This window comes from Stygiolobus azoricus (genome assembly GCF_009729035.1).
GTDB lineage: Archaea > Thermoproteota > Thermoprotei_A > Sulfolobales > Sulfolobaceae > Stygiolobus > Stygiolobus azoricus.
Genome location: NZ_CP045483.1, coordinates 788249 through 813549, shown reverse-complemented (window position 1 = coordinate 813549; position 25301 = coordinate 788249). Strand labels below are relative to the sequence as shown.

28 protein-coding genes and 2 tRNA genes are annotated in these 25301 nt (G+C 36.0%); 15 read left to right on the top strand and 15 right to left on the bottom strand.

The features are described 5' to 3' along the window. The first annotated feature begins 2 nt into the window (after nucleotides 1-2). The 8 genes from gcvH (at nucleotide 3) to D1868_RS04705 (ending at nucleotide 6259) form a co-directional block, all read left to right on the top strand. Complete coding sequence (gcvH, locus tag D1868_RS04740; protein ID WP_156006050.1) at nucleotides 3-425, top strand: glycine cleavage system protein GcvH; 423 nt, start codon at nucleotides 3-5, stop codon at nucleotides 423-425. A 1-nt stretch (nucleotide 426) separates the two neighbouring features. Beyond that, nucleotides 427-1167 carry a proteasome assembly chaperone family protein gene (locus tag D1868_RS04735; protein ID WP_156006048.1) on the top strand — a complete coding sequence of 247 codons (741 nt, stop codon included), beginning with the start codon at nucleotides 427-429 and terminating at the stop codon, nucleotides 1165-1167. 6 nt (nucleotides 1168-1173) lie between these two features. After that, nucleotides 1174-1545 carry a hypothetical protein gene (locus D1868_RS04730; protein WP_156006046.1) on the top strand — a complete coding sequence of 124 codons (372 nt, stop codon included), beginning with the start codon at nucleotides 1174-1176 and terminating at the stop codon, nucleotides 1543-1545. Nucleotides 1546-1621: 76 nt separating this feature from the next. Beyond that, nucleotides 1622-2623: an AbrB/MazE/SpoVT family DNA-binding domain-containing protein gene (locus tag D1868_RS04725; RefSeq protein WP_156006044.1), complete on the top strand. Its 1002-nt coding sequence runs from the start codon at nucleotides 1622-1624 to the stop codon at nucleotides 2621-2623. Nucleotides 2624-2648: 25 nt separating this feature from the next. Next, nucleotides 2649-3386, top strand: coding sequence for a Fe-S cluster assembly ATPase SufC (gene sufC, locus D1868_RS04720; protein ID WP_156006042.1), 738 nt, complete (start codon nucleotides 2649-2651; stop codon nucleotides 3384-3386). A gap of 75 nt (nucleotides 3387-3461) precedes the next feature. Then, nucleotides 3462-4901 carry a Fe-S cluster assembly protein SufB gene (gene sufB / locus D1868_RS04715; protein WP_156006040.1) on the top strand — a complete coding sequence of 480 codons (1440 nt, stop codon included), beginning with the start codon at nucleotides 3462-3464 and terminating at the stop codon, nucleotides 4899-4901. Continuing rightward, nucleotides 4901-6043 (top strand): SufD family Fe-S cluster assembly protein, encoded by a 1143-nt coding sequence (locus D1868_RS04710; protein ID WP_156006038.1) that lies wholly within the window; start codon nucleotides 4901-4903, stop codon nucleotides 6041-6043. The genes sufB and D1868_RS04710 overlap by 1 nt, the downstream gene beginning before the upstream one ends. Nucleotides 6044-6112: 69 nt before the next feature. Further along, nucleotides 6113-6259, top strand: a complete 147-nt coding sequence (locus tag D1868_RS04705; protein WP_156007956.1) for an aCcr1 family cell cycle regulator — start codon at nucleotides 6113-6115, stop codon at nucleotides 6257-6259. On the opposite strand, the gene D1868_RS04700 is transcribed toward D1868_RS04705, so the two are convergent. Continuing rightward, nucleotides 6241-6330 (bottom strand) — tRNA-Thr (locus tag D1868_RS04700). The two genes, D1868_RS04705 and D1868_RS04700, sit on opposite strands and share 19 nt — an antisense overlap. 60 nt (nucleotides 6331-6390) lie before the next feature. Further along, nucleotides 6391-7365 (bottom strand): NAD(P)/FAD-dependent oxidoreductase, encoded by a 975-nt coding sequence (locus tag D1868_RS04695; protein ID WP_156006036.1) that lies wholly within the window; start codon nucleotides 7363-7365, stop codon nucleotides 6391-6393. Between the two features lie 1031 nt (nucleotides 7366-8396). Between D1868_RS04695 and D1868_RS04690 the strand changes: the two genes are divergently transcribed. Next, nucleotides 8397-8484 (top strand) — tRNA-Met (locus tag D1868_RS04690). Between the two features lie 176 nt (nucleotides 8485-8660). On the opposite strand, the gene D1868_RS04685 is transcribed toward D1868_RS04690, so the two are convergent. Beyond that, on the bottom strand, nucleotides 8661-9101 hold the full coding sequence (locus D1868_RS04685) for an NUDIX hydrolase (RefSeq protein ID WP_156006034.1): 441 nt from the start codon (nucleotides 9099-9101) through the stop codon (nucleotides 8661-8663). A gap of 232 nt (nucleotides 9102-9333) precedes the next feature. On the opposite strand from D1868_RS04685, the gene D1868_RS04680 reads away from it, so the two are divergent. The 3 genes from D1868_RS04680 to D1868_RS04670 all read left to right on the top strand — a co-directional run bounded on the left by D1868_RS04680 (nucleotide 9334) and on the right by D1868_RS04670 (nucleotide 11451). Then, nucleotides 9334-10014 (top strand): radical SAM protein, encoded by a 681-nt coding sequence (locus D1868_RS04680; RefSeq protein ID WP_156006032.1) that lies wholly within the window; start codon nucleotides 9334-9336, stop codon nucleotides 10012-10014. Next, nucleotides 9998-10378, top strand: coding sequence for a hypothetical protein (locus D1868_RS04675; RefSeq protein WP_156006030.1), 381 nt, complete (start codon nucleotides 9998-10000; stop codon nucleotides 10376-10378). The genes D1868_RS04680 and D1868_RS04675 overlap by 17 nt, the downstream gene beginning before the upstream one ends. A gap of 284 nt (nucleotides 10379-10662) precedes the next feature. Beyond that, a complete protein-coding gene (locus tag D1868_RS04670) occupies nucleotides 10663-11451 on the top strand; it encodes an MFS transporter (protein ID WP_338055769.1) in 789 nt (262 codons plus the stop codon). A 686-nt stretch (nucleotides 11452-12137) separates the two neighbouring features. On the opposite strand, the gene D1868_RS11050 is transcribed toward D1868_RS04670, so the two are convergent. From D1868_RS11050 to D1868_RS04655, 4 genes are all read right to left on the bottom strand, one after another. Next, entirely contained in the window at nucleotides 12138-12461 is a 324-nt protein-coding gene (locus D1868_RS11050; protein WP_231112469.1) for a hypothetical protein, read from the bottom strand. Next, the gene (locus D1868_RS04665; RefSeq protein ID WP_231112468.1) at nucleotides 12458-13231 is read right to left on the bottom strand and encodes a hypothetical protein; all 774 of its coding nucleotides are present in this window, start codon (nucleotides 13229-13231) and stop codon (nucleotides 12458-12460) included. Before D1868_RS04665 ends, D1868_RS11050 begins: the two co-directional genes overlap by 4 nt. Before the next feature lie 104 nt (nucleotides 13232-13335). Then, nucleotides 13336-13587: a hypothetical protein gene (locus D1868_RS04660; protein ID WP_231112467.1), complete on the bottom strand. Its 252-nt coding sequence runs from the start codon at nucleotides 13585-13587 to the stop codon at nucleotides 13336-13338. A gap of 5 nt (nucleotides 13588-13592) precedes the next feature. Beyond that, nucleotides 13593-14825, bottom strand: a complete 1233-nt coding sequence (locus D1868_RS04655) for a YeeE/YedE thiosulfate transporter family protein (protein ID WP_156006026.1) — start codon at nucleotides 14823-14825, stop codon at nucleotides 13593-13595. A gap of 381 nt (nucleotides 14826-15206) precedes the next feature. Between D1868_RS04655 and D1868_RS04650 the strand changes: the two genes are divergently transcribed. After that, the gene (locus D1868_RS04650; RefSeq protein WP_231112466.1) at nucleotides 15207-15929 is read left to right on the top strand and encodes a CoA-transferase subunit beta; all 723 of its coding nucleotides are present in this window, start codon (nucleotides 15207-15209) and stop codon (nucleotides 15927-15929) included. On the opposite strand, the gene D1868_RS04645 is transcribed toward D1868_RS04650, so the two are convergent. From D1868_RS04645 to D1868_RS04610, 8 genes are all read right to left on the bottom strand, one after another. After that, nucleotides 15930-16673 carry a CoA transferase subunit A gene (locus D1868_RS04645; RefSeq protein WP_156007954.1) on the bottom strand — a complete coding sequence of 248 codons (744 nt, stop codon included), beginning with the start codon at nucleotides 16671-16673 and terminating at the stop codon, nucleotides 15930-15932. It lies immediately after the preceding gene. A 14-nt stretch (nucleotides 16674-16687) separates the two neighbouring features. After that, entirely contained in the window at nucleotides 16688-18565 is a 1878-nt protein-coding gene (locus D1868_RS04640; RefSeq protein WP_156006022.1) for an AMP-binding protein, read from the bottom strand. Between the two features lie 203 nt (nucleotides 18566-18768). Then, nucleotides 18769-20775, bottom strand: coding sequence for a DNA topoisomerase I (locus tag D1868_RS04635; RefSeq protein WP_156006020.1), 2007 nt, complete (start codon nucleotides 20773-20775; stop codon nucleotides 18769-18771). A 2-nt stretch (nucleotides 20776-20777) separates the two neighbouring features. Beyond that, a complete protein-coding gene (locus D1868_RS04630) occupies nucleotides 20778-21041 on the bottom strand; it encodes a DNA-directed RNA polymerase subunit K (RefSeq protein ID WP_156006018.1) in 264 nt (87 codons plus the stop codon). Between the two features lie 38 nt (nucleotides 21042-21079). Beyond that, nucleotides 21080-22195, bottom strand: coding sequence for a pyridoxal-phosphate-dependent aminotransferase family protein (locus D1868_RS04625; protein ID WP_156006016.1), 1116 nt, complete (start codon nucleotides 22193-22195; stop codon nucleotides 21080-21082). After that, a complete protein-coding gene (locus D1868_RS04620) occupies nucleotides 22196-23131 on the bottom strand; it encodes an NAD(P)-dependent oxidoreductase (protein WP_156006014.1) in 936 nt (311 codons plus the stop codon). A 188-nt stretch (nucleotides 23132-23319) separates the two neighbouring features. Further along, nucleotides 23320-23943, bottom strand: coding sequence for an N-glycosylase/DNA lyase (locus tag D1868_RS04615; protein ID WP_156006012.1), 624 nt, complete (start codon nucleotides 23941-23943; stop codon nucleotides 23320-23322). Beyond that, a complete protein-coding gene (locus tag D1868_RS04610) occupies nucleotides 23885-24433 on the bottom strand; it encodes a hypothetical protein (RefSeq protein WP_156006010.1) in 549 nt (182 codons plus the stop codon). The genes D1868_RS04615 and D1868_RS04610 overlap by 59 nt, the downstream gene beginning before the upstream one ends. Nucleotides 24434-24547: 114 nt before the next feature. On the opposite strand from D1868_RS04610, the gene D1868_RS04605 reads away from it, so the two are divergent. Continuing rightward, entirely contained in the window at nucleotides 24548-24766 is a 219-nt protein-coding gene (locus D1868_RS04605; protein ID WP_156006008.1) for a hypothetical protein, read from the top strand. Further along, nucleotides 24750-25070 carry a hypothetical protein gene (locus D1868_RS04600; protein WP_156006006.1) on the top strand — a complete coding sequence of 107 codons (321 nt, stop codon included), beginning with the start codon at nucleotides 24750-24752 and terminating at the stop codon, nucleotides 25068-25070. Before D1868_RS04605 ends, D1868_RS04600 begins: the two co-directional genes overlap by 17 nt. Nucleotides 25071-25301 lie beyond the last annotated feature (231 nt).

Genomic DNA, 25301 nt, shown 5'->3' with positions numbered 1-25301 from the left:
AGATGAGCAACGAAATCGTTGTAGGAGGAAAATATAAGGTCTTAAAAGACAGATACTATACTGAGACAGACGAGTGGGTAACTATAGAAAATAACGTGGCGAAGGTGGGGATAACAGATTATGCTCAGAAGAAGCTAAGAGACATTGTAGGAGTTGACTTACCTCAACCAGGTAGGGAAGTCAAAGCAGGAGAACAAGTTGCCACTGTAGAGTCAGTGAAAGCTGCTGCCGACATATATTCCCCACTTTCTGGTAAGATAACGGAAGCAAACGAAGAACTGATAACCTCGCCTGAATTGATAAATAAAGAACCTTATGGTGCAGGGTGGATTTTCAAACTAGAAATTTCAGACCCAAAAGAGATCGAAAAACTGTTAAACTACGAGCAGTACATAAATACAATTAAAAAGAGGGAGGGACTCTAAAATGTCAATAGAGATATTAGAAGAATATGTGCCAGTTTTTCCAAAGCCGTCTTATATGGTTGTAGGAATTCCTGACGCTGGACTCGTTGGAGTCATAGCCACAGAATATCTAATAGAAAAACTCGGTCTGAAGGAATTCGCCACATTATATGCCCCCGGTTTACTACCTCCTATTTCCCACGTAAAAGGCGGGATCGCTAAATCACCCATAAAACTTTACCATGGAAATAACCTACTTGTCTTCCATTCATGGATAGCAATTCCCTCAGAAGCTTTGTATCCGATCTCACGAGAGATAGTAAAAATAGCTAAGAAATACGGCATATCAAGAATCATCTCAATAACTGGTCTTCCGATAGAAGACAGGTTAAATGCTAATACTATAAACGCGTATTGGATAGGTAATAGTGAAGAGATCGCTCAAGAAATGGAAAAAATTAACTTAATGAAGAAATTCGGTGACGGTTATATCGCAGGTCCCTATGCTCCATTATTAATTGAGGCAAAAAAAGAGAACGTTAATAACTTCACCATAGTAGTGGAATCGTTCTTAGACCTACCTGATCCCGAAGCATCTGCACTAGCACTTTCAATTCTTTCCAAATACATCGGTTTTAACATATCTGTAGACGAACTAATGCAAGAGGCAGAAGAGATAAGAGAGAAGATCAAAGGCTTAATGGCTCAAACAAAAGCCGAACTTCCAAGATACGCATCTGGCAAACCTATGACCTACGCGTGATGAAAAATGCCAGTTTTTAAAGATCTGGATGAATTAATCAGATACTTAATATCTAAACAAGAGGAGGAATTTAAGCAGATAGAGCAAGAAATTAAGAGAGAGTTTGCAGAAGTCGAGAACTTCATTAAGTCAAGATCTCCCTTATACTCCGTTGAGGAGCTACAAGATTGTTACAAATATGTAATAGACATGCCGAAAGCCGATACATCAAGCCTTAAAATCACATCAAGTGAAAACACTATAAGAGTTTATTGCAAGACAAAAAGCGGTAATACATATTATCTTAAATTCACAATTCCACCAGATGCAGATCCTAATTCTGTTGAAGTAACAAGACACAAGTGGTTGATCGTAATTACGGTTAAAAAGAAGCAGTGATTCTTTTTTAAAAAGCTTAGAATAAGTTAGAAATGTTTATATAAACGCCGTTTAAGTTTAATAATAGGGAATTATTTTGGCAGAGGAAACTAATAAAACACCAAAAGACGTGGAGACTAGAAAAGTCCAAAGATTAGGTTCATCCTCCCTTTTCATCACATTACCCAAGAAGTGGATTAACAAGTGGGGAATAAAACCTGGAGATAAAATTATTATGGAGATCTCTGAGGATGGGACGCTAAGGCTAGTAGCGGAAAAAGTAAAGATAAACTACAATAGGAGGAATGTAAAGATAGATATAGATAGCTATAAACAACCCATGACTACAGCAATACCGTGTTTATACATCTTAGGATACGACGAGATCGTATTTACTTCAAAAAAGAACATAGATCCTAAAGAATTTGAAGACGTAATAAATTACTCAAAGCACTTGGTAGGAATTGAAGTAGCAGAAACTAGTGAAAACAGTATAAAGCTGGACTGCTTGCTCGATACTGAAAAAATAGGCTCCGAGTCCCTTCTCAGACGTATTCTGAACATTGCAACAAGAAAAGTTGATGAAATTCTAGGATACTTAAAAGGACAACCCTTAGCAGAAGTGCAGCCTAGTTTAGAGGACTTGAGGAGAGTACAATTAATGTTATTAAGAAGGAGTATTGGAGGCAGATACACGTCTGAAAGAGATACATTAAGAAACTTCATAATAGCTATTAACTCGATTGTTATTCTCCGTGTATATAGCATTATGACTAAATTAAGCAACACCATAAAGAACACTAAACCGATCCTTACTCAAGAACAAGTAAAGATCTTGACGGAAATGTTCCAGAAAATAAATGACTTATTTGATGAGATCATAATGACAATACTATTTCCGAGCGTTAAAAGGATCTCTAACGGCTATAATATAATCTCCCAGTTGAAACAAGGGCTAGAACAACTTAACATGCAAGATCCGTTGATCAAAAATTATCTAGAGGAGTTAGTTCAAAGTTTAGAGGAGGCGTTAACAAACTCCTCTTGCTCAATATTTTTGGAAGAATTGCCGTGGATCGAGAGAAATTTTAATGCGTGATCAGAAATAGATATGGAGAAAAATAATGACTACACTAAAAATAAAAAACCTTCACGTGCAAGTTGAAGGAAGAGAGATACTTAAGGGAGTAAACCTTGAAATCAACTCAAGAGAAATTCACGTACTTATGGGTCCTAACGGAAGCGGTAAAACCTCTTTATCATTAGCTATAATGGGACATCCTAAATATAAAATCACAGAAGGTCAAATCCTTCTCGACGGAGAAGATATAACAAACCTAGAGACTTATGAGAAAGTGAGAAAAGGTCTTTTCTTAGCTTTCCAAAATCCTATAGAGATTAGTGGAGTTAAACTTTCTACGCTTCTTGTAGCAGAATACAATAGAATTTACGGCTCCTCAACACAACCTTTACAAGTTATATCACAAGTTAAAGAGCTAAGCAAAACTGTAGGCGTTTCAGACTCACTTTTAAACAGAGGAATTTTTGAAGGATTTAGTGGAGGAGAGAAGAAAAGAACAGAAATCCTTCAAATGCTCCTCATGAAACCTAAAATAGCAATCCTAGACGAGCCAGATTCAGGAGTGGACGTGGACGGATTAAAAGCGATTTCAAACGCTATATTAAAGCTCAGAGAGGAAAACAATACGGGGTATTTGATAATCACTCATTATAGAAGGATCTTAGAACATATCAACGCGGATAAAGTTCACGTACTATATAAAGGAAAGATCGTTGCTAGCGGAGGTATGGAGTTAGCTAAACTAATAGATGAAAAAGGTTACGAAGGAATAATCAAGTGACAGACTCTTTTTACAAATTATTCATAAGCAAGTTTAAATTAGATCTTTAACACAGTTAATGTGAGGTAATCCCAATTGCCAGAAGAGAAAATATCCGTTGATCTAAACGAAATAATAAACGCTACAATAGAAGCTAAAAATCACTCACTCACACAACAAGAATTCCATAAGAGAGTGGTGGAATCTGGACTTAGCAAAGACGTAATAACCGAAATTTCTAAGATAAAGAAGGAACCTGAATGGATGTTAAGGTTAAGGCTAAGAAGCCTTGAGTTGTTTGAAAAACTCCCCACGCCTAATTGGCTTCCAGACTTCCTATCAGAGCTAGACGTTTCCAAAATGGAAATTTACATTAAACCAGACATAGAGAGAACTTCTAACTGGGATCAAATACCGCCAGAAATAAGAAAATATTACGAACAGTTAGGAATACCACAATCAGAACAACAATACCTAGGAGGTTTAGTAGCGACTTTTGAATCAGAGCCGATATATAGTAACGTAAAAGCGGAACTTCAAAAGAAAGGGGTAATTATGATGCCCCCTGAAGAAGCAGTCCAGAAGTATCCAGATATAGTCAAAGAATACTTCACAAAAATATTCCCAGTATCAGACCACAAATTCGCAGCTCTACATGGAGCATTATGGAGCGGAGGAGTATTCGTATATGTCCCTAAGGGAGTAAAAATAACGATGCCCGTTGAAGGGTTTTTCATAATAGGTACAGAAATGGAAGGACAGTTTGAACACACACTCCTAATTGCTGATGAGGGGTCTTATATTCACTTTATAGAAGGGTGTAGTGCCCCACAGTTCAAGAAGTTCTCCTTCCACGACGGAATGGTCGAACTTTACGCTAAGAAGAACGCATACATTAAATTCACTACAGTACAAAACTGGAGCAAGAACATAATTAACTTCAATAATAAAAGAGCGTGGGCTGATGAAAACGCAACAGTAGAATGGGTAGAAGGCTCTTTAGGATCAAAATATAGCTTTGTATATCCCTCCACTATCCTAAGAGGTAGAAATGCTACCTCAACCAGCTTAGTAGTAACATTGGCAAGTGGCGAAGGAGAGTGGAAAGATAGTGGCTCAAAAATGATACATGCTGCACCTGATACTAAGAGTAAAGTCGTAAGTAAAAACATCGGATTCAATGGAGGAGTTAATATATACAGAGGACTAATAAGAGTTAACAAAGGTGCAGTGGGATCTAAAGCATTTGTAAAGTGTGATTCGTTAATGTTAGATGAAAAAACTAAAGCCTATACATTCCCCCATAATCAAGTGTTTGAGGAAGATGCAGACGTAGCTCACGAGGCTCACACATTCAGAATGAATGAAGACCAGTTATTCTATTTAGAGAACAGAGGAATAGACGAGAAAGAAGCTGTGTCAATGCTAGTACTAGGATTTATAGACGAGATAATGAAAGAGTTACCATTCGAATACGCTACAATGTTAAACAAAGTTATTAAATTAGAACTCGACAAGTTAGGTGCAGTCGCATAATGGCCATAATAGATTTTTCCTCAGCTCAACAATATATTTCAAAGTTTAGTAATAAAAGTGAAAGAGAAAGACTTTTGTCATTATATTTATCCCTCCCTTACCAGAGGATTAGCGATTCTCCCACTCTAAAACACTACACAGACTGGAGCAGATTTGAAAAATTGAACCTACAAGTTAAGGATTTTTTACCGTCAAAAGAAGGAAGAAAGATAGAGGGTTATACTGAAATTACTTATCCATCTGAGATCGAAACAAAGGATGAACCCACTAACTCACTTATAAAAGCCGAGGAACATAAGCTAGTAAGCCTAACCCTCGCATTATCAAACAAGGTCACAATATCTTCGTCCAATTTTAAGTCAAAGAAGATCCTATTTTATCACACATCTTCTGAAGGAGTATTTTACCCCCTCAATTTAGAGGTTAAAGTAGAAGACGGAGACACGATGGACTTCGTTTACATGAGCGATAGTCCGAAAGATGGAATGACGTCCTCTGTTATATCCTTTGAAGTAGGAAGAGATGCACAGTTAAACCTTACTATAATAGGTCTTTCCCCTAACTTATTCGTTTATTCCAGGGCATTAGTCGAAGGAGAGCTTAACACCAACATTTTCACCTCAAGGTCGTTTATATCACACTTGAATTACTCAATTGAATTAATGGAAAATGCGGCATCAAAATTTTCAGTAAAGGCCATAGGATTAAATGATGATAATATAAACGTAAGAGTGAATGTGATTCATAAAGGTAAAAGGAGTAAAAGCGATGGCGTGCTAAAGGCTATATCTACAGATTCCGCATTGTCTGTAATAGGAGGAGATGCAGTAGTGTCAGAAGAGGCGTTAGATTCCTCAACATCTATAATAGGTAGAGCGTATAACATCGGTAAGGACTCTAAAGCAGTAGTTGCTCCAATGTTAGAGGTCAAGACTGGGAGGGTTCAACTAGCAAAGCACTCAGCTTCAGTTTCGAGAGTACCAGATGAGCTTATCTTTTATCTGGAGACTAGAGGGTTCAGCAGAAAAGAGGCAGAGTCCATGATAATTAAAGGTTTCATAATAGATGAAAATGATCCTCCGTTCTTAGAGAAAATAATTGATGAAATACTTACGGAGGCAAAGGTATTAGTTTCAGTCTAGTCTCTCTATTCTAACTTAAGCTAAAAATCCCTTATTTATAATCTACGTAAAAGGTAATACTGAGGGAGCATGAGAGTTATCACATTCAAAGTCGAAGAAGAGTTACTCCAAGAGCTTGACCTCTATGCAGTTAATTCCAGAAACACAAGGAGCGAAATAATAAGAGAGGCCCTAATAAAATATCTGAGAGAAAAGAAAGCCGCCGCGGGGACTTGAACCCCGGACCACCGGCTATCTCGAGATAGACCTTACAAGGCCGGCGCTCTACCAGTCTGAGCTACGGCGGCAAATTATTATTTTACCCAATTATTTTAAAGTTTTATCTCGTTAATACCGTCAAAACGTTTTTACGGCATTACAAGCCTAATAGCTCTAAATATACCCACTTTTTCTGCTAATTCAGCTAGCTCACCTTTCACAAATTTACCATGAAAGTCACCAAAATAAATTCCTCCTATTCTGACAACTATGGCTAGTTGGTTAAACCTAAATTTTTCATCCTCCCCTAGCGCATTCAACATTGCCCTCCTACCCGCTTGGACTGCCACTTGAGCAGACATTGGTATGAACTTCTTTGTCGTCGCACAATCCCCTGCCCCATATACGTCATCGTAATCAGCCGACTTAAGGTAATCATCTACTATCATCCTACCATTTATATTGGTCAGTCCAATCTCACTGATCATCGGGGACCCCTTAAATCCAACCGATGAAATTATGAGGTCAGTCCTAATCTCATGATCGTTAGTTACTACTAGATTCTTCTCTATCTTTTCTACTTTATTCTTAAGTAATACCTTTACTCCCAATCCAGTTAACAATTCATAAGCATAAGTTGAAGACTCCTTACTCATAAAAGGTAAAAGCCTATCTTGCACTTCTATTAGGTAAACTTCCTTCAACGGATCCATTTCTTTAATAATCCCTGCTAATTCAACACCTAAATTACCTCCGCCTAATACTGTGACAGACTTAGCCCTCAACAGTTTATTCCTTAATTCGAGAGAATCCTGTATGTCCTCGACTTTCTCAGTGAAAGGAAAAATTTTCTGAGAATATCCTAATGCTATTATCAATTTATCATATTGGAACTCACCCTTGTCAGTGATAACTACTTTTTTCCTAAAATCTACATTCCTCACTCTAGCAACTAACACTTTATGGTAAGGGATCTTAGCTAATTTCGGATCCCCAGTCTTTATTACATCCACTAGCCTATGGGTGAGAGTAAAATAACTTTTCTGATCTATAAGTAAAGCGTCAGGATTTGTTTTTAAAGCAGATAAACCTGCAAATCCTCCGCCTAAAATTATAGTCCTCATATGTATATATCAACTTTCAACTTTTTAAATCTAGTTTCGTAACATTTAAAATTTTCACTTTTTATTCCAAAGAATAATTAAGGGGAAAGGACAATTTAAAAAATACCTAGAAGTTTTTGAGACATTTCCTGATTATAAATTCGAATTAATTAACGTATTGTGAATTGGCAACATTGGGTTAGGCAAATGGATGAGAGTCAACTTTTAATAGCAAGAGATACAGATTAGAAATTAAAAATAAAAAGAAAATCAAAATAACGGGTATAGGTAATATTAATTATCGACAAGGAAAAGGAATTTATGAAGCTATGCAAAAAGTTGTAAATAATCTCCTATCCTAAAATAAATACTATAACTGATGGTAATGCTGCAAGTAGCAAGGGGGATAACACGTTACTACAGATGATGAAAGAAAACAGAACTACTATATACGGATTGTTTTTAGTCAATCACCTAGTTTTAGCGGCTTATACATTGATTAAGCTAGAGAAAGTTACTATAATAGGGAGGTCGTAACTAAGGAGAATCTAGAAATAGAGACTTTGTAACTTCAGTTGTACGAATGTCGACTGAAGGCCTTATTAAAAGAGGTAAAGTAGCCTATTGGACGTGAGAGAAGATAACAGCCCTGAAATTCATGTTTGTATGAAGAGAGAATTTATAGAATGGTAGAAAAGATTGTGGTATCTGCAAATACTGATACAAAACCTCTGCAAATATAATAGGTGTATATCTGTACTTTTGAATTTTTCCTCTTTAACGTTTGTAGTTTAAGTCTTTAATAAATCAAGTAAATATCTATATAGAATATACTAAAAGATTTTAACTAAATCTAAAAGATAATTCATACTCTATTTCGTACTAAGCTATCATTATTTTAATTATAATGTTACATAACATTCCACAAAACTATTATTAAGTTACATTATCACTTTTTCTGTCTCCCAACTAAGCCGAGAGACTCTTCTACCATATGCCCCTAAACTTCTGAATATAAACTTTATAACCGAATCAACATTAAAAAATATAGTGCCGCCGTAGCTCAGCCTGGTTAGAGCGCCGGACTCATACGGCGCAGGGGACATCCGGTTGTCCGGGGTTCAAATCCCCGCGGCGGCACTAATTAAATTAAATCCATCTACCTTAACTTTTTCCTAATTACAAGATTTCTGGTTTAAAAAGAATTATGCACTGCAATTATTTTGTAAAATGAATTTATGGAAGGGAGGGGTATAAAGGTAGGTAGACAAGCTCACTGTTAGATATTTAGATAATATAGTAAGTTTTCAATTTATTTAATTCCTTTCCCAACCAAATTCGCTATATATTTGTCCTTTTAATAGTCCTAATTCGAGTGCTTGTCTTACATAAGGAACTACATTTTCTGGAAGTTTGCTAAGCTCAAACCATCTTAAAGCTTCAGCCTTATTGGGTTCTTTAATTGTGGGTTCACCTATCCACTTAATCGCCTTAAAGAAAAAGTCTACTCTCTCTTGGTTTTCAAATCTATGCATTACATGGACAAGCACTAAATCCTCACGACTAAGTTTTATTCCAGCCTCTTCCGTAGCTTCTCTTATCATCGCGTTTGTTGCAGATTCCCTAGCTTCAACATGGCCAGCTATTACACTCCACCAGCCATCCATATATCCTGTATTCTTCCTTAATTGCAGAAGAATTTTGCCTTCCTTCACCAAAAAGAGATGAACCGAAAGTATCTGAGGATGTCTGTTCATAGGATACAATATTAACTAAAAAATAAAAAACTTAATCTAAGGAAAGTCTTAATACTATAAAGATTAACAGAGTTTAATATGACATAAATATTCTTTTCAAACTAAAGACTAAAAAACTTACTCAATAGATTTATAATATGATAACAGTAGATAAAATTCCATTAGAAACCATGGATCTTGATGATAAAGTAAAAAATTATTTTAAAGATAGAATCAGACAAGTTTTTTATATGTGACTGATAATTGTAACTTATTATGTGAACATTGTATTTACAAACCTAATATAATAAGTGGAAAATTACGTAAAAGAGAGATTCCCTTAGAAATAGCATTGAAACTAATTTATACCTTTAGAAAACTTGGCGCAATAAAATTATCAATACTAGGAGGAGAACCCACTCTATATGATATTACTAATGAATGGAGAGGTCTACTTACATTAATTTATGCGGCTAAAAAAGTATATAATTATAAATATATTAGGATAGTTACTAATGGACTTTTAATAGATAAACTACTTGATAAAGAGGAATTTAAACTTCTTGATGAAATTAGCTTTAGTATTGATGGACCTACACCAGAAATTCATGATAAACTTAGAGGAAGAGGTACATTTAAAATAGCAATTAGTAATTTAACACGAGCAATTAAAAAAGGTTATAATGTTAACATCACTACTACAGTTACAAAGTACTTAATACCAACAGATGGGAGTGAAAAGTGGGCTTTAGTAGATAGAATGATTAGATTTGCAGAAGAGCTAGGAGTAAGTAGGATAAACTTCCACGTAATATTTAGGATGGGAACAGAAGTTGATGCTTGGGATCAACACGTTGCGATAAATCCATATGATTGGATAGAAATATACAAAAATATTAGAACTAAAATAGTTAATAATGAATATAAAATATAAGGTAAGATTACCTCAGCACTTTGTAACAAGAGAAGAATTTGAGAAAAACAAGAAGTTTTATGGATACTGTCCAGTTAAAATGGGAGAAAGAGTTCTTATACACCCTAATGGGATACTTAGAGTGTGTTCATCACTTCTTTCTTTAATTCACCACATAGCTAATTACGATGATAAGAAAATTACTTGGGAAGAATATCAAAACGAAACAGTAAATCACAAGATGAACGAATATACTCCTTGTACTAATCAAATCAATTTGTATTTTGATAACTATGTTCCACTTTGTTTCTCATTTAAACCAGACCAAGACGAAATAGTATGGAATATGTTAAGGCAAGAAAAACCTAACGGCTGGGTGGACTAATGAAAGATAAAATCATTTTATTGTTTTATTTGTCACTATTCTTTTCTCGCTTTATTTATAATTTCTTTTATACTACTTCGCCAATATTGGCAAAAGTATATTACAACATTATAGACTTCAGTTTAGTCGAAGTTTACCTATACATATTTTCTCTCATAGGTACATTCGTCTCTTTCTTTTTATTCAGAAGGTTAATTTTTCGCCTAGCTACATTTTTTGTTATTATCTCTATAATCTTTATAATAATTATAAAAAATTCTTTGCTATTTTATATATCTAATGCTATGGCTGGGTTTTCTTTCGGAATTATAATAGCTTATATGCTTACAATCGCCTCTTTTTATGGTGAAGAGCATCTCTATCTTTACTCTTTAATTCTCAGTATCTCTACTATCGTACAACCAATGGTTCAAACACTCATAATGCTTTTCATGGGCTTTAAACTTCTCTTTATATTCTATCTGGTATTGTCATTAGTTCTTTTTACTTATAGCTTGATACAAAGAATGGAAGATAAAAAGGAAATGTTTAACCTGAAATTAAAAGTTAATTATGGAATCATTATATCAATTTTAATCACGATCTCTTACGTTACCGGATTTAGTGTTATCTCTACGTTCTTACCAGTTTACCTTGTTGTTAATAAGCACTTAAGTACTGGGATAGCTTACTCTATTTTTATCCCATTTTTTGCATCCACTGTACTATCAAGGACTTTACTTAGTACTATAAAAACCAAGAAACTTGAGATTCTTTCCTCACTTTCTATCATTTTAACAGCATTAGGCTTTGCAATACTTTTTGAGCAGACTTATATTGTAGATATTATAGCAGCATTTATACTTGGCATTTCTCATGGTATTATTTATCCCTTAGCTTCAGTTTATATAACTAGATACTCTACCGCTAATGAGAGGAATTCATATATGAGTCTTTATTTACTGTTTAGAGAACTTTCTTTCTCTTTAATAATTTATCTCTTTTCTTTCATGAATTTAGGAACACAACTAACAGTATCAATTATCCTTAACCTTATTATTCTTTTAATTTTCTTCTTTTTTAAATTATTCTAATAAGAAGTTTAATATAGTTGTTGCAAAAGATACAAAATATATTAAAGAAAATCTTTCAGTTTAACATAGAATTTTATAAAAAGTAGTAGTAAGTAATTTTGGGAAAAATTAAATGGATAAACTTTTTGAATTTTTTAACTAAATCTAAAATAAATAAAATTATCAAACACGTTCATTTGTTAAATCGTAAGTTGTTTGAATTGAGTATTTAGAATGTTTTAACTTCATAAGCAATTAGATACCTAGTGGAGGTACAAGTATATATACGATAAAACCTAACTATAAATGAAAGAGAGGAGTCCAGTCGCTCTATAATTGCTAGATATTAATTCATTCTCCTACGAGATTATATTTGATGAATGAATAAGATAAATTAACGATAAACCGAACAGAAGGAATCTACCAAGGCTAAGTTACTAATCGAGAGTAGTAGTACGAAAAGTGATAATAAAACACTGAAAATACGGCAAGTAATTTGTGATTTATCCTCTTCAATAGCCTTATCATTTATCTAACCTCCTAAAGCAACCGTTAAAAAAGGCTGACAAGATATAAATGTGCTTGTGGTTATGAAAAAACCATAGCATTATTACAACAACGGACTTGAATGGTGGTCTTCGACTCTCTTGATCACCTCCAAATCTAAGAGGAAATCGATGAGGAAAACCCTAGTTAGCAAGAAGGAGTCATCTCTCGCCCCTCAACTTTGAAGTGAGACCATAAGGAATTATACTTCCTTTTCTTTCTAGAAATTTTATTCCTCTACTTTCAGCGTACTTAAAGAACTTCTCATTTAACCCCTCATCTCTCATCTTATCTAATTCGACCAGAAATCTAATCAATGATTTTCTTAGCTCTTCCGCGTACGCTCTGTCCGAATCTATTGGTACGTCTTGATCTGAATGATAATAGGGAATTAAATCGTCGTTATAAAGAACCATAGCTGGGTAACCTTCCATTACGTAAGGGAAGTGATCGGAATAAGGTGTGGGCATCTCCACTCTTTTCACGTAAAAAACCGCGATAAATCCCATAGATCAGGAGTAGCTGAAAAGACCACTCTATCGGGGTATAAAGCATCAAGAGATATCATAGTAAATACGCCATCTTTAGGTTGTTGAACAGAGCCGTTACAACACCTGGGACCCTCTTCAGATGAGAAGAAAACAATTTTGAGGCCGTGTTTAAGCTTTGGAAATTCTATAGTAGAAAGAAGTTCTACAGCAAAAATATTATCATGATATCCAGATAGCCAGTGATCTACGTGAGCTCCAATAACGATATATTTTTCACCTTCTTGTACAGTAAACTCTAGATTGTAAGATATTGTGTCGACTAACCTGCTCTTAGATTCTATTTCTACCACATCGCCAGGCTTTAAAGGTATTGAACTGAAAACAGCAGGTTTTTCACCCTTTACACTAATCCTCCTTAATTTCCCATTATCATAGAATACTGTAGCTGAATATTTCTTTTTTAAGTTCTCCTCGTGTATCGAAGGTACGAGAAACGGGTGCTCTGGCATTACGTTAAAGGCTATATCCTTCTCTACTACACCTTTTAGGTACCCGTAAGTATACGGTAATAAACTAGCTTTTACTTCCTTTCCGTTAACTGTAAACCGGAATTCGTCTATTATCCATTCCTTAGTCTTCACCGGGTATTCACGATATGTAGGATAATTACCTGAGAGTCTTTCCTTTAATATGTTAAGGATCACTTTCTCTTTATTGGAACCATGAATAGCCTCACCGAGCTTGAAAAGCTCTTCTCCCAGCACAATGGGATAATGAATTCAAGGCTTAAATAAATGAGGTAAATGCGAAAAGAAGATGGGGAAACAAAAACTGTAAAAAATAACTTATTTATGAAAAACGAATGCTTTTACTGTGAGCCTTCTATGGGCTTACCTAACACTGATGGCGGGAATAGACTATATATGACACCTGCTATTATCAGCAATAAGATTACTATATACCCTACAGTAGCTACCTGAGAAGCTGTCGGCGAAAATCCTTGATATCCCGTAGTTTCGAAAATAGCAACTGCGAAGATCACTATTAGTCCTATTATGAATATTATTTTGAAAGTCTTATCCAATTGTTCCAATCTTTTTTCATCTTTAATTACTGCCATCTCTCTCACCTCTCACCATATACTATTCTTGCAGTAACCAGCATTCCGATCATTACCGCAATTAAGAATTCCCAACCGCTTAAGGACATCTGTAAGAGTCCGCTTAATATATGACCAGATGCACACCCGTTAGCCATTCTGGCACCAAACATCATTAGTGCAGTCCCACCGAATGACCCAAGAGCCCTTATTGCCTCGTTGTCGCCAAACCTCTTCTGCCAGCTTAGAGGAATATTCTTCCTAAAGGCAGTAAACCTCCGGGTCAAGAATATCGCAGCGAAGAACGAACCTAGCAATGTTCCTATATCACTGAAGGGTTCCCAGCCAATACCTTTGAACACTATTTGACTGTACTTGAAATCTGGAAGAAATATATGACCTGCCATCCAAGAGTACGTAGTAGACTCTCCGAAGATCTGGTGCATGAACATCTCGGCAACTACTGTAAGGCCCACTATACCACCTATGCTTATCATATAGAACCTTGTTACGTTACTCTCTACAGCCCAATATTCGTTCAATTTCTTAGCAATTGACTTGTCATTATATGGTAGACCACCGTAAGTTAAGTACATTGCTGTATCAAGCCTTTTTGCTTTTTCAATATCGCTTACTTGGCCTTTGAGTGTAGACCTTAGACAGCTGTGTTGACCACCCTTATATCTAGGTATGTAATATGCTATGGTGAACAGTATAGCAGCATAAACTAATGAAATTCCGAATAGATCGATAGGCGTTAGACCACTCCAAGGTACTAAGTATTCTTTACCGGCCGGATGGCTTGCACCTATAACTTGGCTACCGAAGTTCAGGGTATTAACGAGCCATTGTCCTGCTGGAGTCTGAAAGAGAGCTGTCCATGCAGCAGCTCCTACAAGTCCGCCAAATATTGCGTATATTGCATCTCTTCTTCCCTCACCTAATGCCATCCATGTTGAACCGGGGAAATAGCCCGAAATTGCAAGCCCGATACCGAATAAGAGGCCGCCGAGACCTACTCCGATTAGATATAATGCTTTAGGAGACCAGTGGAACCCCACTCCCGCTGCGTATAACCCGTACATTATTGGAGTAGCAATTGCAACTCCTAGTAAAATACAATCCACGAACAGTCTATCTTCCCATTTAGCAAGTCTAATCAGTGTTTCCGGATTTCCTATGCCCCATGCTTCTGCCGCAGCTCCTATTATGAATCCTACTACAATTCCAACCCAGAGAGGAGCTGTAAATGTTATCATTTTTCTTTCACCTCCAAAATTAATACTTTTCCTTGAAAAATATAAGTAGAGTTTTAAAAGTATTGTAGATAATTAATTAAACTGAGTTAAAAACTGATATTTCATTAAAAGTTATTATAAAAATAATACAAAAAATGATAAGATAAGATAAAAAACCTGAGTTGGTAGTACTCTTTTTAATTATTAAACGTAAATAGATAAATGCTAATTAGTTTATACACCTAACAATATGAATTTCTTTTTTCCCAAAACACTATAGATACCAAATTATTTTTTAGGAAACCTTTTTAGTATACTTTCACACAAAACGTGAATCTTCTAATAAATTTTACAAATGCCAACATAAGTGAATTAATTAACATCTAATGATATAGTTTAATGATGAGTCAAATAGAGTACGCTATAAAAGCTATTGCTGAACAGCTTGAAGATAATGAGCTAGTTTACATAGGGTTAAACTCAATTCCAGCTCTTATTGCCTCATTCATGGCAAGAGACCTTTACGGTAAGAAAATAAGGATAATAGGCGTTGCTGAGGCTGATAATCCTAAGTCCGTAGAAGTAAGTCCATCAACCGGTAATCCCTTCATGGTTTCAAACACTCCAGTGTTTATAACGGCAGACGCTTTCGATTTAGCTCAGAAGGGGAGACTTGATGTTATGTTTTTAGGACCGGTTCAAATTGACAAAGAGACTAACGTAAATCTCTCCGTAATAGGAGACTACCACAATCCAAAAGTAAGGCTGACAGGTGGAGCCGCAACTGCATTTATCTTACCCCTAGCTAGAAAAGCTATACTATGGAATTTAAAACACTCAAAAAGATCTCTCGTAGAAAAAGTCGACTTTGTGACGGGAACAGCAAAATATTCTAATAATATGGTAATAGTAGTTACTAACTTAGGGGTTCTAAAATACGACAGAGAGAAGAAAACTTGGTTCATAACTGCTATTTATGAAAACACCTCACTTGAAGAGATCTTAAATAATACAGCATTTGAGGTGGCTGCGTCACATACCTTACGAATTATTACGCTCAGAGATGACGAGAGGGAATATATAAAAAGTATGGATCCTTATAACTTACGTTCTGCCCTTGCATAACTAGATAGGCTGTAACTCTTCCACTACTTTTTCCCAATCTACATCATAAAGCCCGAACATACTTGTGGGTTCGGCACCCCTAGGAGCGTGAACTACGGCGGTCACGTATTCGCCATTTATTGTAGGCCTTTTGCCGTAGAAATAACTCTTGTCAACAATTTCCTCTGCTGTTATAATTGTTATTTTGGCTGCTTTGGCCTTATACTCGTCTTCATATAGAGGTCCTAATATTTCACTGTTGCCTTCATCATCTGCCTTATGGACGTGGATGATTGCTACATCGGGGACTATAGCTTTTACTAAGAGGATATCTTCACCAGAAAAGGGATCTTTAGTAACTTTCCAGTCTTCTAACTTTTCGTGGATTTTAACTAAGTCTGAGCCTATTATCCCCTTGACGGGCATAAAAGGTAGCCCGAACGCACCAGCCCTAATACCGGCGATAAAAGCACCACATGTGTCTTCAATAAATTCCACGTCTTTATTTTCTATCATCTTCCTAAAATACGGAGGAATTCCGAACCATTCGAGAGTAGCCATAGCAGCCCTTATCTTTTTAACCACACCATGCTTGAGAAGAACTTCTAACCCAAAACCTGGCTCTCGGTCAATAAAATATAACCCCTTTTTACCACTCCTGATCAACTCATAGATAAACGCCATAGGATTTCTATGAAATGACATACCACTAATGGTGATCGAATCGCCGTCCTTCACCAAGTTAACAGCTTCTTTAATATCCATTAATTTACTCAAATTCAGTACACCACTTTAATATCGGCTAACGCTTTTTTAGCTTCTTCTACACTCGTCTCGTCCTCCAGTGTTGAAACATCACCTACATCTTTTCCAGTTGCTAACGCCCTTAAAACCCTCCTCATAATTTTGCCGGTTCTCGTGTGGGGTAGTTTATTAACGAAAATTACTTCCTTGACAACAGCTATTGCCCCGAAATTCTTTCTCACGTTTTCAATGATCTTTTGCTTCACTAATGATAAGTCCTTAACCCCTTCTCTAGGTACAGCAAATATTACAATTACCTCTCTTCTAATCTCGTCAGGAACTCCTACTACTGCAACTTCAGCAACTTCTTCAATATAAGCGACATTCTCAATTTCGGCCACCCCTAGCCTATGACCTGCGACTTTTAATACATCATCGCTCCTGCCTAGAATATACAAATACCCATCTTGGTCCATATAACCGTAATCTCCAGTCTCATAATAACCGAACCTGACGTAGTAGTTTTTATACCTTTCATCATTCCACAGACCAATCATAAAAGCGGGAGAAGGTGAAGTAACTATGATATTTCCGGCTTTCCCTCTAGGTAGTTCATTACCGTTGTCATCAACTATCTTAATATTTATAGACGGTAACGGGACACCAACACTTCCATCCTTGATCTTGAGGAAACCGAAGTAAAAACCTCCTGGAGATGCAATATATCCGGAATTCTCGGTCTGTCCCCACACCTCGAAAATCTTTTTTGCTTTAACGTTTCTACGTAACCAGTTCATTGCCTCAACTCCCAGGCTCTCACCAGCGGTAACAAAAACCTCTAAGCTCGAGGTGTTGAACTTCCTCACGTGGTCTTCCCCGTACTTCATTAGCATTTTAACCAATGTAGGTGCAGTCCACACGTTTTCAACTTTATATTTCTCTATTATTTCCCACATAACTCCGGGATGCGGATAGTCCATGGCACCCTCATACCAAATCGTTGTACCATAGTTAAGTAAGGGTCCGTAAAGACTATACGAGTGACCGTTAATCCAGCCCAGGTCAGCAGTTGTTAGTAACTTCTTTTCGTTCGAGAAATCGTATAACCATTTAACGTGAGCATAACACCATACAGTATAAGAACCCATTGCATGAACTATGCCTTTAGGCTTTCCAGTAGTCCCAGAAGTATAAAGTATGAACAAGGGATCTTCTGAATTCGTCTCAACAACTTCCTTTCTGGTGTTAAGCTTAAGGACTTCATTAAAGTCTACATCTCTATCCTCTTTAAAACTAGCCTTGTTCTCTCTATTTAAAACTACGACTTTGTTTACATTAATTCCGCTTTCCTTTATCGCTTCATCGACTACACTCTTCAACTCTATGACTTTTCCTCTTCTGTATGTAACATCTGCCGTGAAAATTATTTTCGGCTTAGCACTCTTTATTCTCTCTGCTAATGCTTTAACACCGAACCCCGAGAACACTACAGTATGAATTGTACCTGATCTCGCTGAGGCTAACATTGTTGCTCCTGCTTCGACAACCATAGGCATGTATAACAGTATTGTATCGGATTTCGACGAATACTGAGCGATAAATGTAGATATTTTGCTCGATAATTCATATAGGTCTTTGTAAGTATATTTCCTCTCTTTTCCTTCTTCATTTAACCAGATTATAGCTGTTTTGTCTCCCTTACCCTGAGAAATCCATCTGTCCAGTGCATTATACGCTATATTAATTTTTCCGCCTACAAACCAACGGTAATTATCCGGTGATTTATAGTCTAAGATCTTTTCGTAATGCCGAAACCAAACCAGTTCCTTAGCTATCTTATCCCAAAACTCTTGAGGATTACTTATACTTTGCTTCCAAATATCAAGATAATCGCTTAAACTGATCTCTTTCATTACAAAAATAAACTTATGAATTAATAAATAGATTTAGCGGACGGGAACTAGACAATAAGACAAAACGGAGTTCCTCAATTTTTCTTACTCTCTCATTAAGTTTAATAACTCACTTAAATAGAACTCTTTTTAGATGATGTGAGTCATGCCAAAGCGATCGGTGAGTTAAACCCTGAGGTATCTGACCTCCTTTCTCTAGATACCTATATTAGTTTCTTCTCTATTATCTCTTTAACATATTTTCCAGTAGAAGAAGAAGCAGATAGTTTCTTGATTATTTGTGATTCAGTCATACCGCTTCTTTCCTTCCATACTAGTAAAGATTCCCTGAGTTTCCTCAGTGCTTCATCATGATACTTACATAAACCGTTTACCGAAATAGCCTCAAGCTTACATATTTTACAAGGTTTATAACTTACGAGACCTAGTACCCCTCCTAATTTCTCTCCAATACGCTTCTTGACCTCCTGATATTTGTTCATGTAGTTTTCTAAGATTTTGATTGTCTCATCTACAACTTCTTGCTCATTAACTTTACCGTCAATAATTGCATTAAGTTTCTCCTCCATTTTCTTTGTCAGAGAGACGTCTGTTAATTCCTTAAAGTACTGATCTAAGACTTCAGCTACTGTTATCCCAAGGTCAGTTGGTACTAGATAACTTCCTTTTTTTACCAGATATTTTCTATCGAATAATGTCTCTATAATTCTCCCTCTAGTTGCCTCAGTACCTAGATTAGTGCTCTCCATCCATTTCAATAGGTCAATTTTAGTAAGCCTATTTAACGATGGTTTAGTAACTTTCATCGAAACGGAGACCTTTACTATTTCCCCTATATCCCCCCTTTTCACGTCAAGGAGCTCCTCATCAGGTACTTTTCGATAAGGATACAATAATAACCATCCCTTAAAAATTACTTTCTGAAAAGTTAGCCTTACGTCTAACTTCGTTTCTTTAAACATTAAGTCTACCTTTTGTTCTTTGACCTTGGCGTCAGAGGATATACTGGCTAAGAACCTTCTCGTTATTAACTCAAACAGTTTGTACGTTTTAAGTTTTAAGCCCTTAGCTTTTTCTCCTGTAGGATAGATAGCTGGATGTGCTGGATCTTCCTTCTCTCCTTGTCTAACTTGAAACCCATTCTCTCTTTTAGTTATATTCTTCACTAACTTCACTAAATTAGGGAAGTTGTTACGCTCTATATCTTCGACTATCTTATCGACATTAACAGTAGGAGGTATCTTTTGGCTATTAGTTCTCGGGTAACTAATAAGCCCATCTAAATACAACTCTTCAGCTAGTCTCTCCGTATAATAGGGTGAGAGACCTAAAATTCTTCCTGCTTCTACCTGAAGATCTCCTAGGTTGAAGGGTGGGGGTCTGAGCAAATTTCTTTCTTCATATTCTACTTCTCTGACTACTAGCTTATCGTTCTTTATTTTTTCTGCAAACTTTTGAGCATCTTCTTTCTTTTCGAACACTTTATTAGCTGTAAACTTCACTTTCCTTTTTCCAATTACCGCTTCCACATTTACTGTATAATACGGAAGAGGAACGTAAGTTTCCCTCTCCATTGTATTATTTATCACATGGATTAACGTGGGGCTTTGTACCCTCCCAGCGCTTAATACTATTCTCTTCCTAGATATCTCGCGTATAGCATTCATTAATGCTCTACTGACGTTTATCCCCCATAACCAGTCGACTTTATGTCTCGCTATTCCGGCATTGATCATATTGTAATCTAAAGGTTCTAGATGTGTAATTGCTTTCCTAATATCTTCTTTAGTAAGAGCTGAAAACTTCATCCTCTTAGCTCTTCTCTCATCCCCAAAGAACTTTATTATTATATAACCTATTACAGAACCTTCAATATCATAGTCACATGCGTTTATAAAATCTAAAGCATTTACCGAAAGAAATCTAAATAACTCATAATATTTCTTAGTGTATCTAGCGGAATCATCTATTGTCCAAAGGGGTTTCCATTCCATATGAAATACTGGAAATCCAGAATTCCCATAAAGATTGAAAAGGTGTCCAGCGGCTGGGGCAATTACTAAAGTTCTCTCACCGTAATTTAAAACCCAATAACTCACCGAAAACTGTTTACATAGTTGAGGTTTAGTAGATAATGCTTCCGCTATCTTCTTAGCTGCTTTGCTTTTCTCTGCAACGACTAATGTATACTTATTTGGCCTACAGACCATGTTTATTCGATCTTTCTTATAGACACTAACTCTACTTTACCATTAGGATATACACGTCTTATAGTAATAGGTAAAACCCCTCTTTTCAATTCGTCATCTGCTATGCTTATAACGTCATCAAAAGGCAAATTAGACATATCAATGAGAGGTTGAGCACCCATTGCAAGCTGCAAAGCTCTTGCGCTGATAATTCGTGCTATCTCGTATTTTGTTAGTTTACCTTTCCAACTCTCCTGAAAAATCTCATTAATTTTACTAATTGTCATTAGTACTCACACCCAATAAGTAGGAAAAAAATCTAACTCTAATCCCAATCTATCTCTTTTGCGAGAAATTCCGGCAGCTTACATTCTGGAGGAGGAGTAAACGGTATATCTGAATTAAATATAGTTCCCAGTGCTTTAGCTAACTTACCTACTGCCCTATCATCTACGATTCCAAGTAATCCAAATCTCACTATTTTCTCCTTCAACTCTCCTATCCCTGGCGATATTTCGATCTTAAATTCCTTCAACTTGCTTCTTAGATCCTTTATAGGTGGTTCAGCTGCAACCACAGTATTCGAGAAGTTACTCTCATTACCAAATAATGAAAATCCAAGATAATTAGTGATATTCCTTACGAAACGTGCACAAGCTTCATGCCTTCTCCATCTATTTTCAATCCCTTCAATTTTCAGCAGTTCAGCAGCTCTTAATGTAGCGTTAAATACTCCTACCGCAGGAGTAAACGGTGTCTCAAATTTATCTTGGAACTTGAGATAAAGTGATATATCTAAATAAGCAGGGACTTCATCTTTTACGAGCTCGTTTACTCCTTCTTGAGACAGTGCAACGAAACCTAAGCCGGGCACTGACGCTAAAGCTTTCTGACTTCCGGTAGCCACAGCATCTATTTTCCATTCATTAACTAGAAGTTTATACGCAGCGAATCCCGATACAGAGTCAACAAGTAATTTTAAACCTCTGCTTTTAACTACATGAGTTATCTCTTCCATATTTCTGAATGCAATCCCCGTACTGGTTTCGTTGTGAACCAGAGCAACTGTAGTTGCATCTTTATTGTTATCTAACGCTTCCTTGATCTCCTCTAAGGTAAAACCTTGACCCAGTGGTTTTTTATAGCTCACTACGTTAGCCCCTCTCCTTTTTAGTGAGTCTAAAAGCCTATTGCCAAATTCACCGTATGGAAATGTTATAACTTTTTCACCTCTTTTTACAAGAGAGTAAACCATTGCTTCTACAGCCAAGGTGCCTGAGCCTGTTAATAATGCTACTCTAGTAGAACTGAAATGCTCATTCATTAAATTCTCTAGGTTTTTAACTATTTCTCTAAACTTATCACTTCTATGGTTGATTACTAGTGTAGATGCTTCCTTTACGCTCTTTGGGACTTCTACCGGACCGGGTATTAACAACATTTAGATCATCCCCAACTCTTTCATAGCAGCGAGTAAGTTCTGTAGTGTTATTTCGGCTACTCTTTGTTGCGCTTCCTTGGTTTGAGCACCTATATGAGGAGTAACAATAACTCTCTCATGCTTTAATAACTCTAGTTCCCACTCCTCCTTTGGAGGTTCATTCCAAAATACATCCGTAGCATAGGCTAAAACCTTACCAGACTTTATATATTCTAGTAAAGCTTTACCGTCCACCGATACAGCTCTACTGGTGTTAACGATTATTACATTATTCTTCATTTTTTCAAATTTATCCCTATCTAAAATCGGCTTAGCATTTTTACCTACTGTTACGTGAAGACTTATAACATCTGACTCCTTCACCAACTCATCTAGAGTTACGACTTTTGCATTGAGTTTCTCTGCTTTTTCTCTAATGTCTACAACGTCATATGCTAAGACTCTCATCCCCATAGCATTTGCTATTATTCCTACCTTAGTGCCTATTCTTCCATAACCTATTATCCCTATAGTTTTTCCAGCTAACTCTACTCCTTCTAACTTCTTAAATATACCGGATTTTGCTAGGTTCATTGCTGCGTGCATTTTTCTAGCTGCAGCTATCATTAGTCCTATTGTTAATTCTACTGCAGAATCCGTAGAAGCACCCGGAGCATAAACTACCTTGATTCCTCTTTTATCAGTCTCGTCTGTATCGATATTATCTAGACCTATACCGGCCCTTGCAATTATTTTTAAGTTTTTACCTCTCTCGATTACGTCTTTATCTACCTTAGTTCTACTTCTGACCACTAAGACTTCATAGTTTTCTATTATATCTAACAATTCTTTTCTTTCAATTTCAGGTCTATAATCTACTTCTGCTCCCTTCTCTTTTAGCGTTTTAATTAGGATTTCGTTAATAGGATCCGTAATTAATACTTTTACGGAAGACATAACATTCACCGTAAGAAGAATTTATAGAATTAGATGTTTAACATGATGAAAGTGATGAAGAAAAAGCCCAAAACGTAGCATAAGACAAGTAAAGTTGTATGCCTTTAGGCACATTCAAGGAATTTGTGGTTGTTTGCATTTTTACCCTCACTTTATACGTTAAAGTCTTACTTTTATATTTTTTTATTTTATTTTACGAGAGTTTGGGTTTGCTTAAAAAATATAAAAAGATCAAGCAACCCCACTTGCATATTCAAAGCTGAAGCTATAGCTCTAAGTAAACCTTCAACCAATAAATATCTATGTTTGTTATCTACTTTTTTAACGCTTACGTACAAATTAGTATTAACATACCGTAAAATGTGTCTATCAATAATAGCCAGCTCAAAGTATCCCAGATTACGTAGGAAGTGGCTAGCTTCTTTATAACCTAAACCTTTAACGTTATTTACTAGAAATTCTCTAGCTTCAAATTGGTCAATATCAGCTATGGGTTTCACTAATATCTTTATCCTTCCGTAATATTTTTCAATTGCTTCTCTTATGTAACGGGATTTAAGGTTATAAAATCTATATCCAGAATCTCTTAAAATTACAGAGATCTGCTCCCTATCTAATAATTTAATGTCATGAGAGTATAGGTTATTTAAGGCCTTATAAGCAGATATAAAGGAAGAATCAGCGGTAAGTAAACAAAGTATTAATTCCCTAAACCAAATTTCTTCTCCTGCTTTATTATTTAATAAAAATTCCTCAACTCTTTCTAGCACTCTTGCTCTTAGCTTTTTGTCTTGAACCAGCTCTCTTAGCACTCTTCTTTTTCTTACTCTTAGCTTTCTTTTTAGACTTTTTAACTGTTGACTCCTTAGTTCCCTTAGGCTTAGAGTTCATTTCTCCTTTAGATATTATCTTAGTAAATCCATTCTCAAAATCTAAGACTACAAAAGGTTTATCAAAGTTCTCATTAATATCTAAACCTATTAGTTTATAATCCTTGTCAAAGAACGTAAGATACTCCATTCCCACTGATTCTACATTCTGAAGATCTTTAGGATAACCGATCCTAAGTAACTTCAAGGGTTCAGGCAAAGTATACCTCATCAAACCTGGAGTATTAACTACTCTAAATTTATTAGCATTAATAACAGACACATGAGAGGTATCTTGAGAAGTAATTTTTTCCGCCTCTTCTTCATCTTTAACGTTAATCAGTTCTTCCTTCTCTTTAACAACTTTATAACCGATCAGACCAGGGAGTAACTCTACTGGTTCTAATTTATAATACGAGACTACAGCCTGCACTTTGTATTCCTACTATATTTATAATCTTCTCCTAATAATAGTTACTCTTGGCGGAAAAGGTAACACCTTATCCTTACGATAAATATAAATACATGATAGAAAGTAGTATAACGCATGAGTATTAAAGGCAGAGGAAGCACAGCTTACGGACATATAGGATGGGTTCAAGTTTACTGTAGAATATGTAACAGAAAATTAAAGATGGGAACTGATATAGTATACAAGTGCCCAAAGTGCGAAAAGAAGTATAGGGCCTATTTCTGTGAGGCTGATGCAAGGGGTTTGAAGTACAGATGTCCTTACTGCGGGAGCGAGCTTGTCCAAACAGTTTAAGAAAATTCTATTCAACAATAAAGATCTCGTATTGATTGGAAATCTTTTTTACGCGGACACAGATATAATAGTTAATAACACAGAAAAATTAAAAGTCATTAATAGTGTTAACAATGTCATTTATGTGGAATTAAATATTGAGAACGACTCTTACAGAATCGTGAAAGGAGTTTTATGCAAATCGAGGATACACACTTACTTGTGTAATATAGTAGCTGAGATGAAAAAGGAAATAACAGACGATGAAGAGATAAAACGGACTTACCTGAAGATGCTGGAGGAAGTAGCTAAAGTCATTACATAACCTTGTTCTCTGAGTCTGGTTGCTAGCTGGGATAAGATATTAACTAAAGACTGAGAATTTTGGGACTGAACCTTTAAACGAACATTAAGCTGTCTCCCTTCATTAAATGAGGTAAATACTAACACTAAAACATCAGCGGAAGGAGCACAAAGTAGCGAAGCTCCCGCTTTTACGACATTACAGAACTCCTTTAACTCTTTCTCAATAAGTTCCAAAGCGTATGTGTTTCTC

Excerpts from the sequence above, each read along its gene's own strand:
- gcvH (WP_156006050.1), top strand. The coding sequence starts at position 3 with ATGAGCAACGAAATCGTTGTAGGAGGAAAATATAAGGTCTTAAAAGAC.
- D1868_RS04735 (WP_156006048.1), top strand. The coding sequence starts at position 427 with ATGTCAATAGAGATATTAGAAGAATATGTGCCAGTTTTTCCAAAGCCG.
- D1868_RS04730 (WP_156006046.1), top strand. The coding sequence starts at position 1,174 with ATGCCAGTTTTTAAAGATCTGGATGAATTAATCAGATACTTAATATCT.
- sufC (WP_156006042.1), top strand. The coding sequence starts at position 2,649 with ATGACTACACTAAAAATAAAAAACCTTCACGTGCAAGTTGAAGGAAGA.
- D1868_RS04710 (WP_156006038.1), top strand. The coding sequence starts at position 4,901 with ATGGCCATAATAGATTTTTCCTCAGCTCAACAATATATTTCAAAGTTT.
- D1868_RS04705 (WP_156007956.1), top strand. The coding sequence starts at position 6,113 with ATGAGAGTTATCACATTCAAAGTCGAAGAAGAGTTACTCCAAGAGCTT.
- D1868_RS04695 (WP_156006036.1), bottom strand. The coding sequence starts at position 7,365 with ATGAGGACTATAATTTTAGGCGGAGGATTTGCAGGTTTATCTGCTTTA.
- D1868_RS04685 (WP_156006034.1), bottom strand. The coding sequence starts at position 9,101 with ATGAACAGACATCCTCAGATACTTTCGGTTCATCTCTTTTTGGTGAAG.
- D1868_RS04675 (WP_156006030.1), top strand. The coding sequence starts at position 9,998 with ATGAATATAAAATATAAGGTAAGATTACCTCAGCACTTTGTAACAAGA.
- D1868_RS04670 (WP_338055769.1), top strand. The coding sequence starts at position 10,663 with ATGGCTGGGTTTTCTTTCGGAATTATAATAGCTTATATGCTTACAATC.
- D1868_RS04660 (WP_231112467.1), bottom strand. The coding sequence starts at position 13,587 with ATGGCAGTAATTAAAGATGAAAAAAGATTGGAACAATTGGATAAGACT.
- D1868_RS04655 (WP_156006026.1), bottom strand. The coding sequence starts at position 14,825 with ATGATAACATTTACAGCTCCTCTCTGGGTTGGAATTGTAGTAGGATTC.
- D1868_RS04650 (WP_231112466.1), top strand. The coding sequence starts at position 15,207 with ATGAGTCAAATAGAGTACGCTATAAAAGCTATTGCTGAACAGCTTGAA.
- D1868_RS04645 (WP_156007954.1), bottom strand. The coding sequence starts at position 16,673 with ATGGATATTAAAGAAGCTGTTAACTTGGTGAAGGACGGCGATTCGATC.
- D1868_RS04640 (WP_156006022.1), bottom strand. The coding sequence starts at position 18,565 with ATGAAAGAGATCAGTTTAAGCGATTATCTTGATATTTGGAAGCAAAGT.
- D1868_RS04635 (WP_156006020.1), bottom strand. The coding sequence starts at position 20,775 with ATGGTCTGTAGGCCAAATAAGTATACATTAGTCGTTGCAGAGAAAAGC.
- D1868_RS04630 (WP_156006018.1), bottom strand. The coding sequence starts at position 21,041 with ATGACAATTAGTAAAATTAATGAGATTTTTCAGGAGAGTTGGAAAGGT.
- D1868_RS04625 (WP_156006016.1), bottom strand. The coding sequence starts at position 22,195 with ATGTTGTTAATACCCGGTCCGGTAGAAGTCCCAAAGAGCGTAAAGGAA.
- D1868_RS04620 (WP_156006014.1), bottom strand. The coding sequence starts at position 23,131 with ATGTCTTCCGTAAAAGTATTAATTACGGATCCTATTAACGAAATCCTA.
- D1868_RS04605 (WP_156006008.1), top strand. The coding sequence starts at position 24,548 with ATGAGTATTAAAGGCAGAGGAAGCACAGCTTACGGACATATAGGATGG.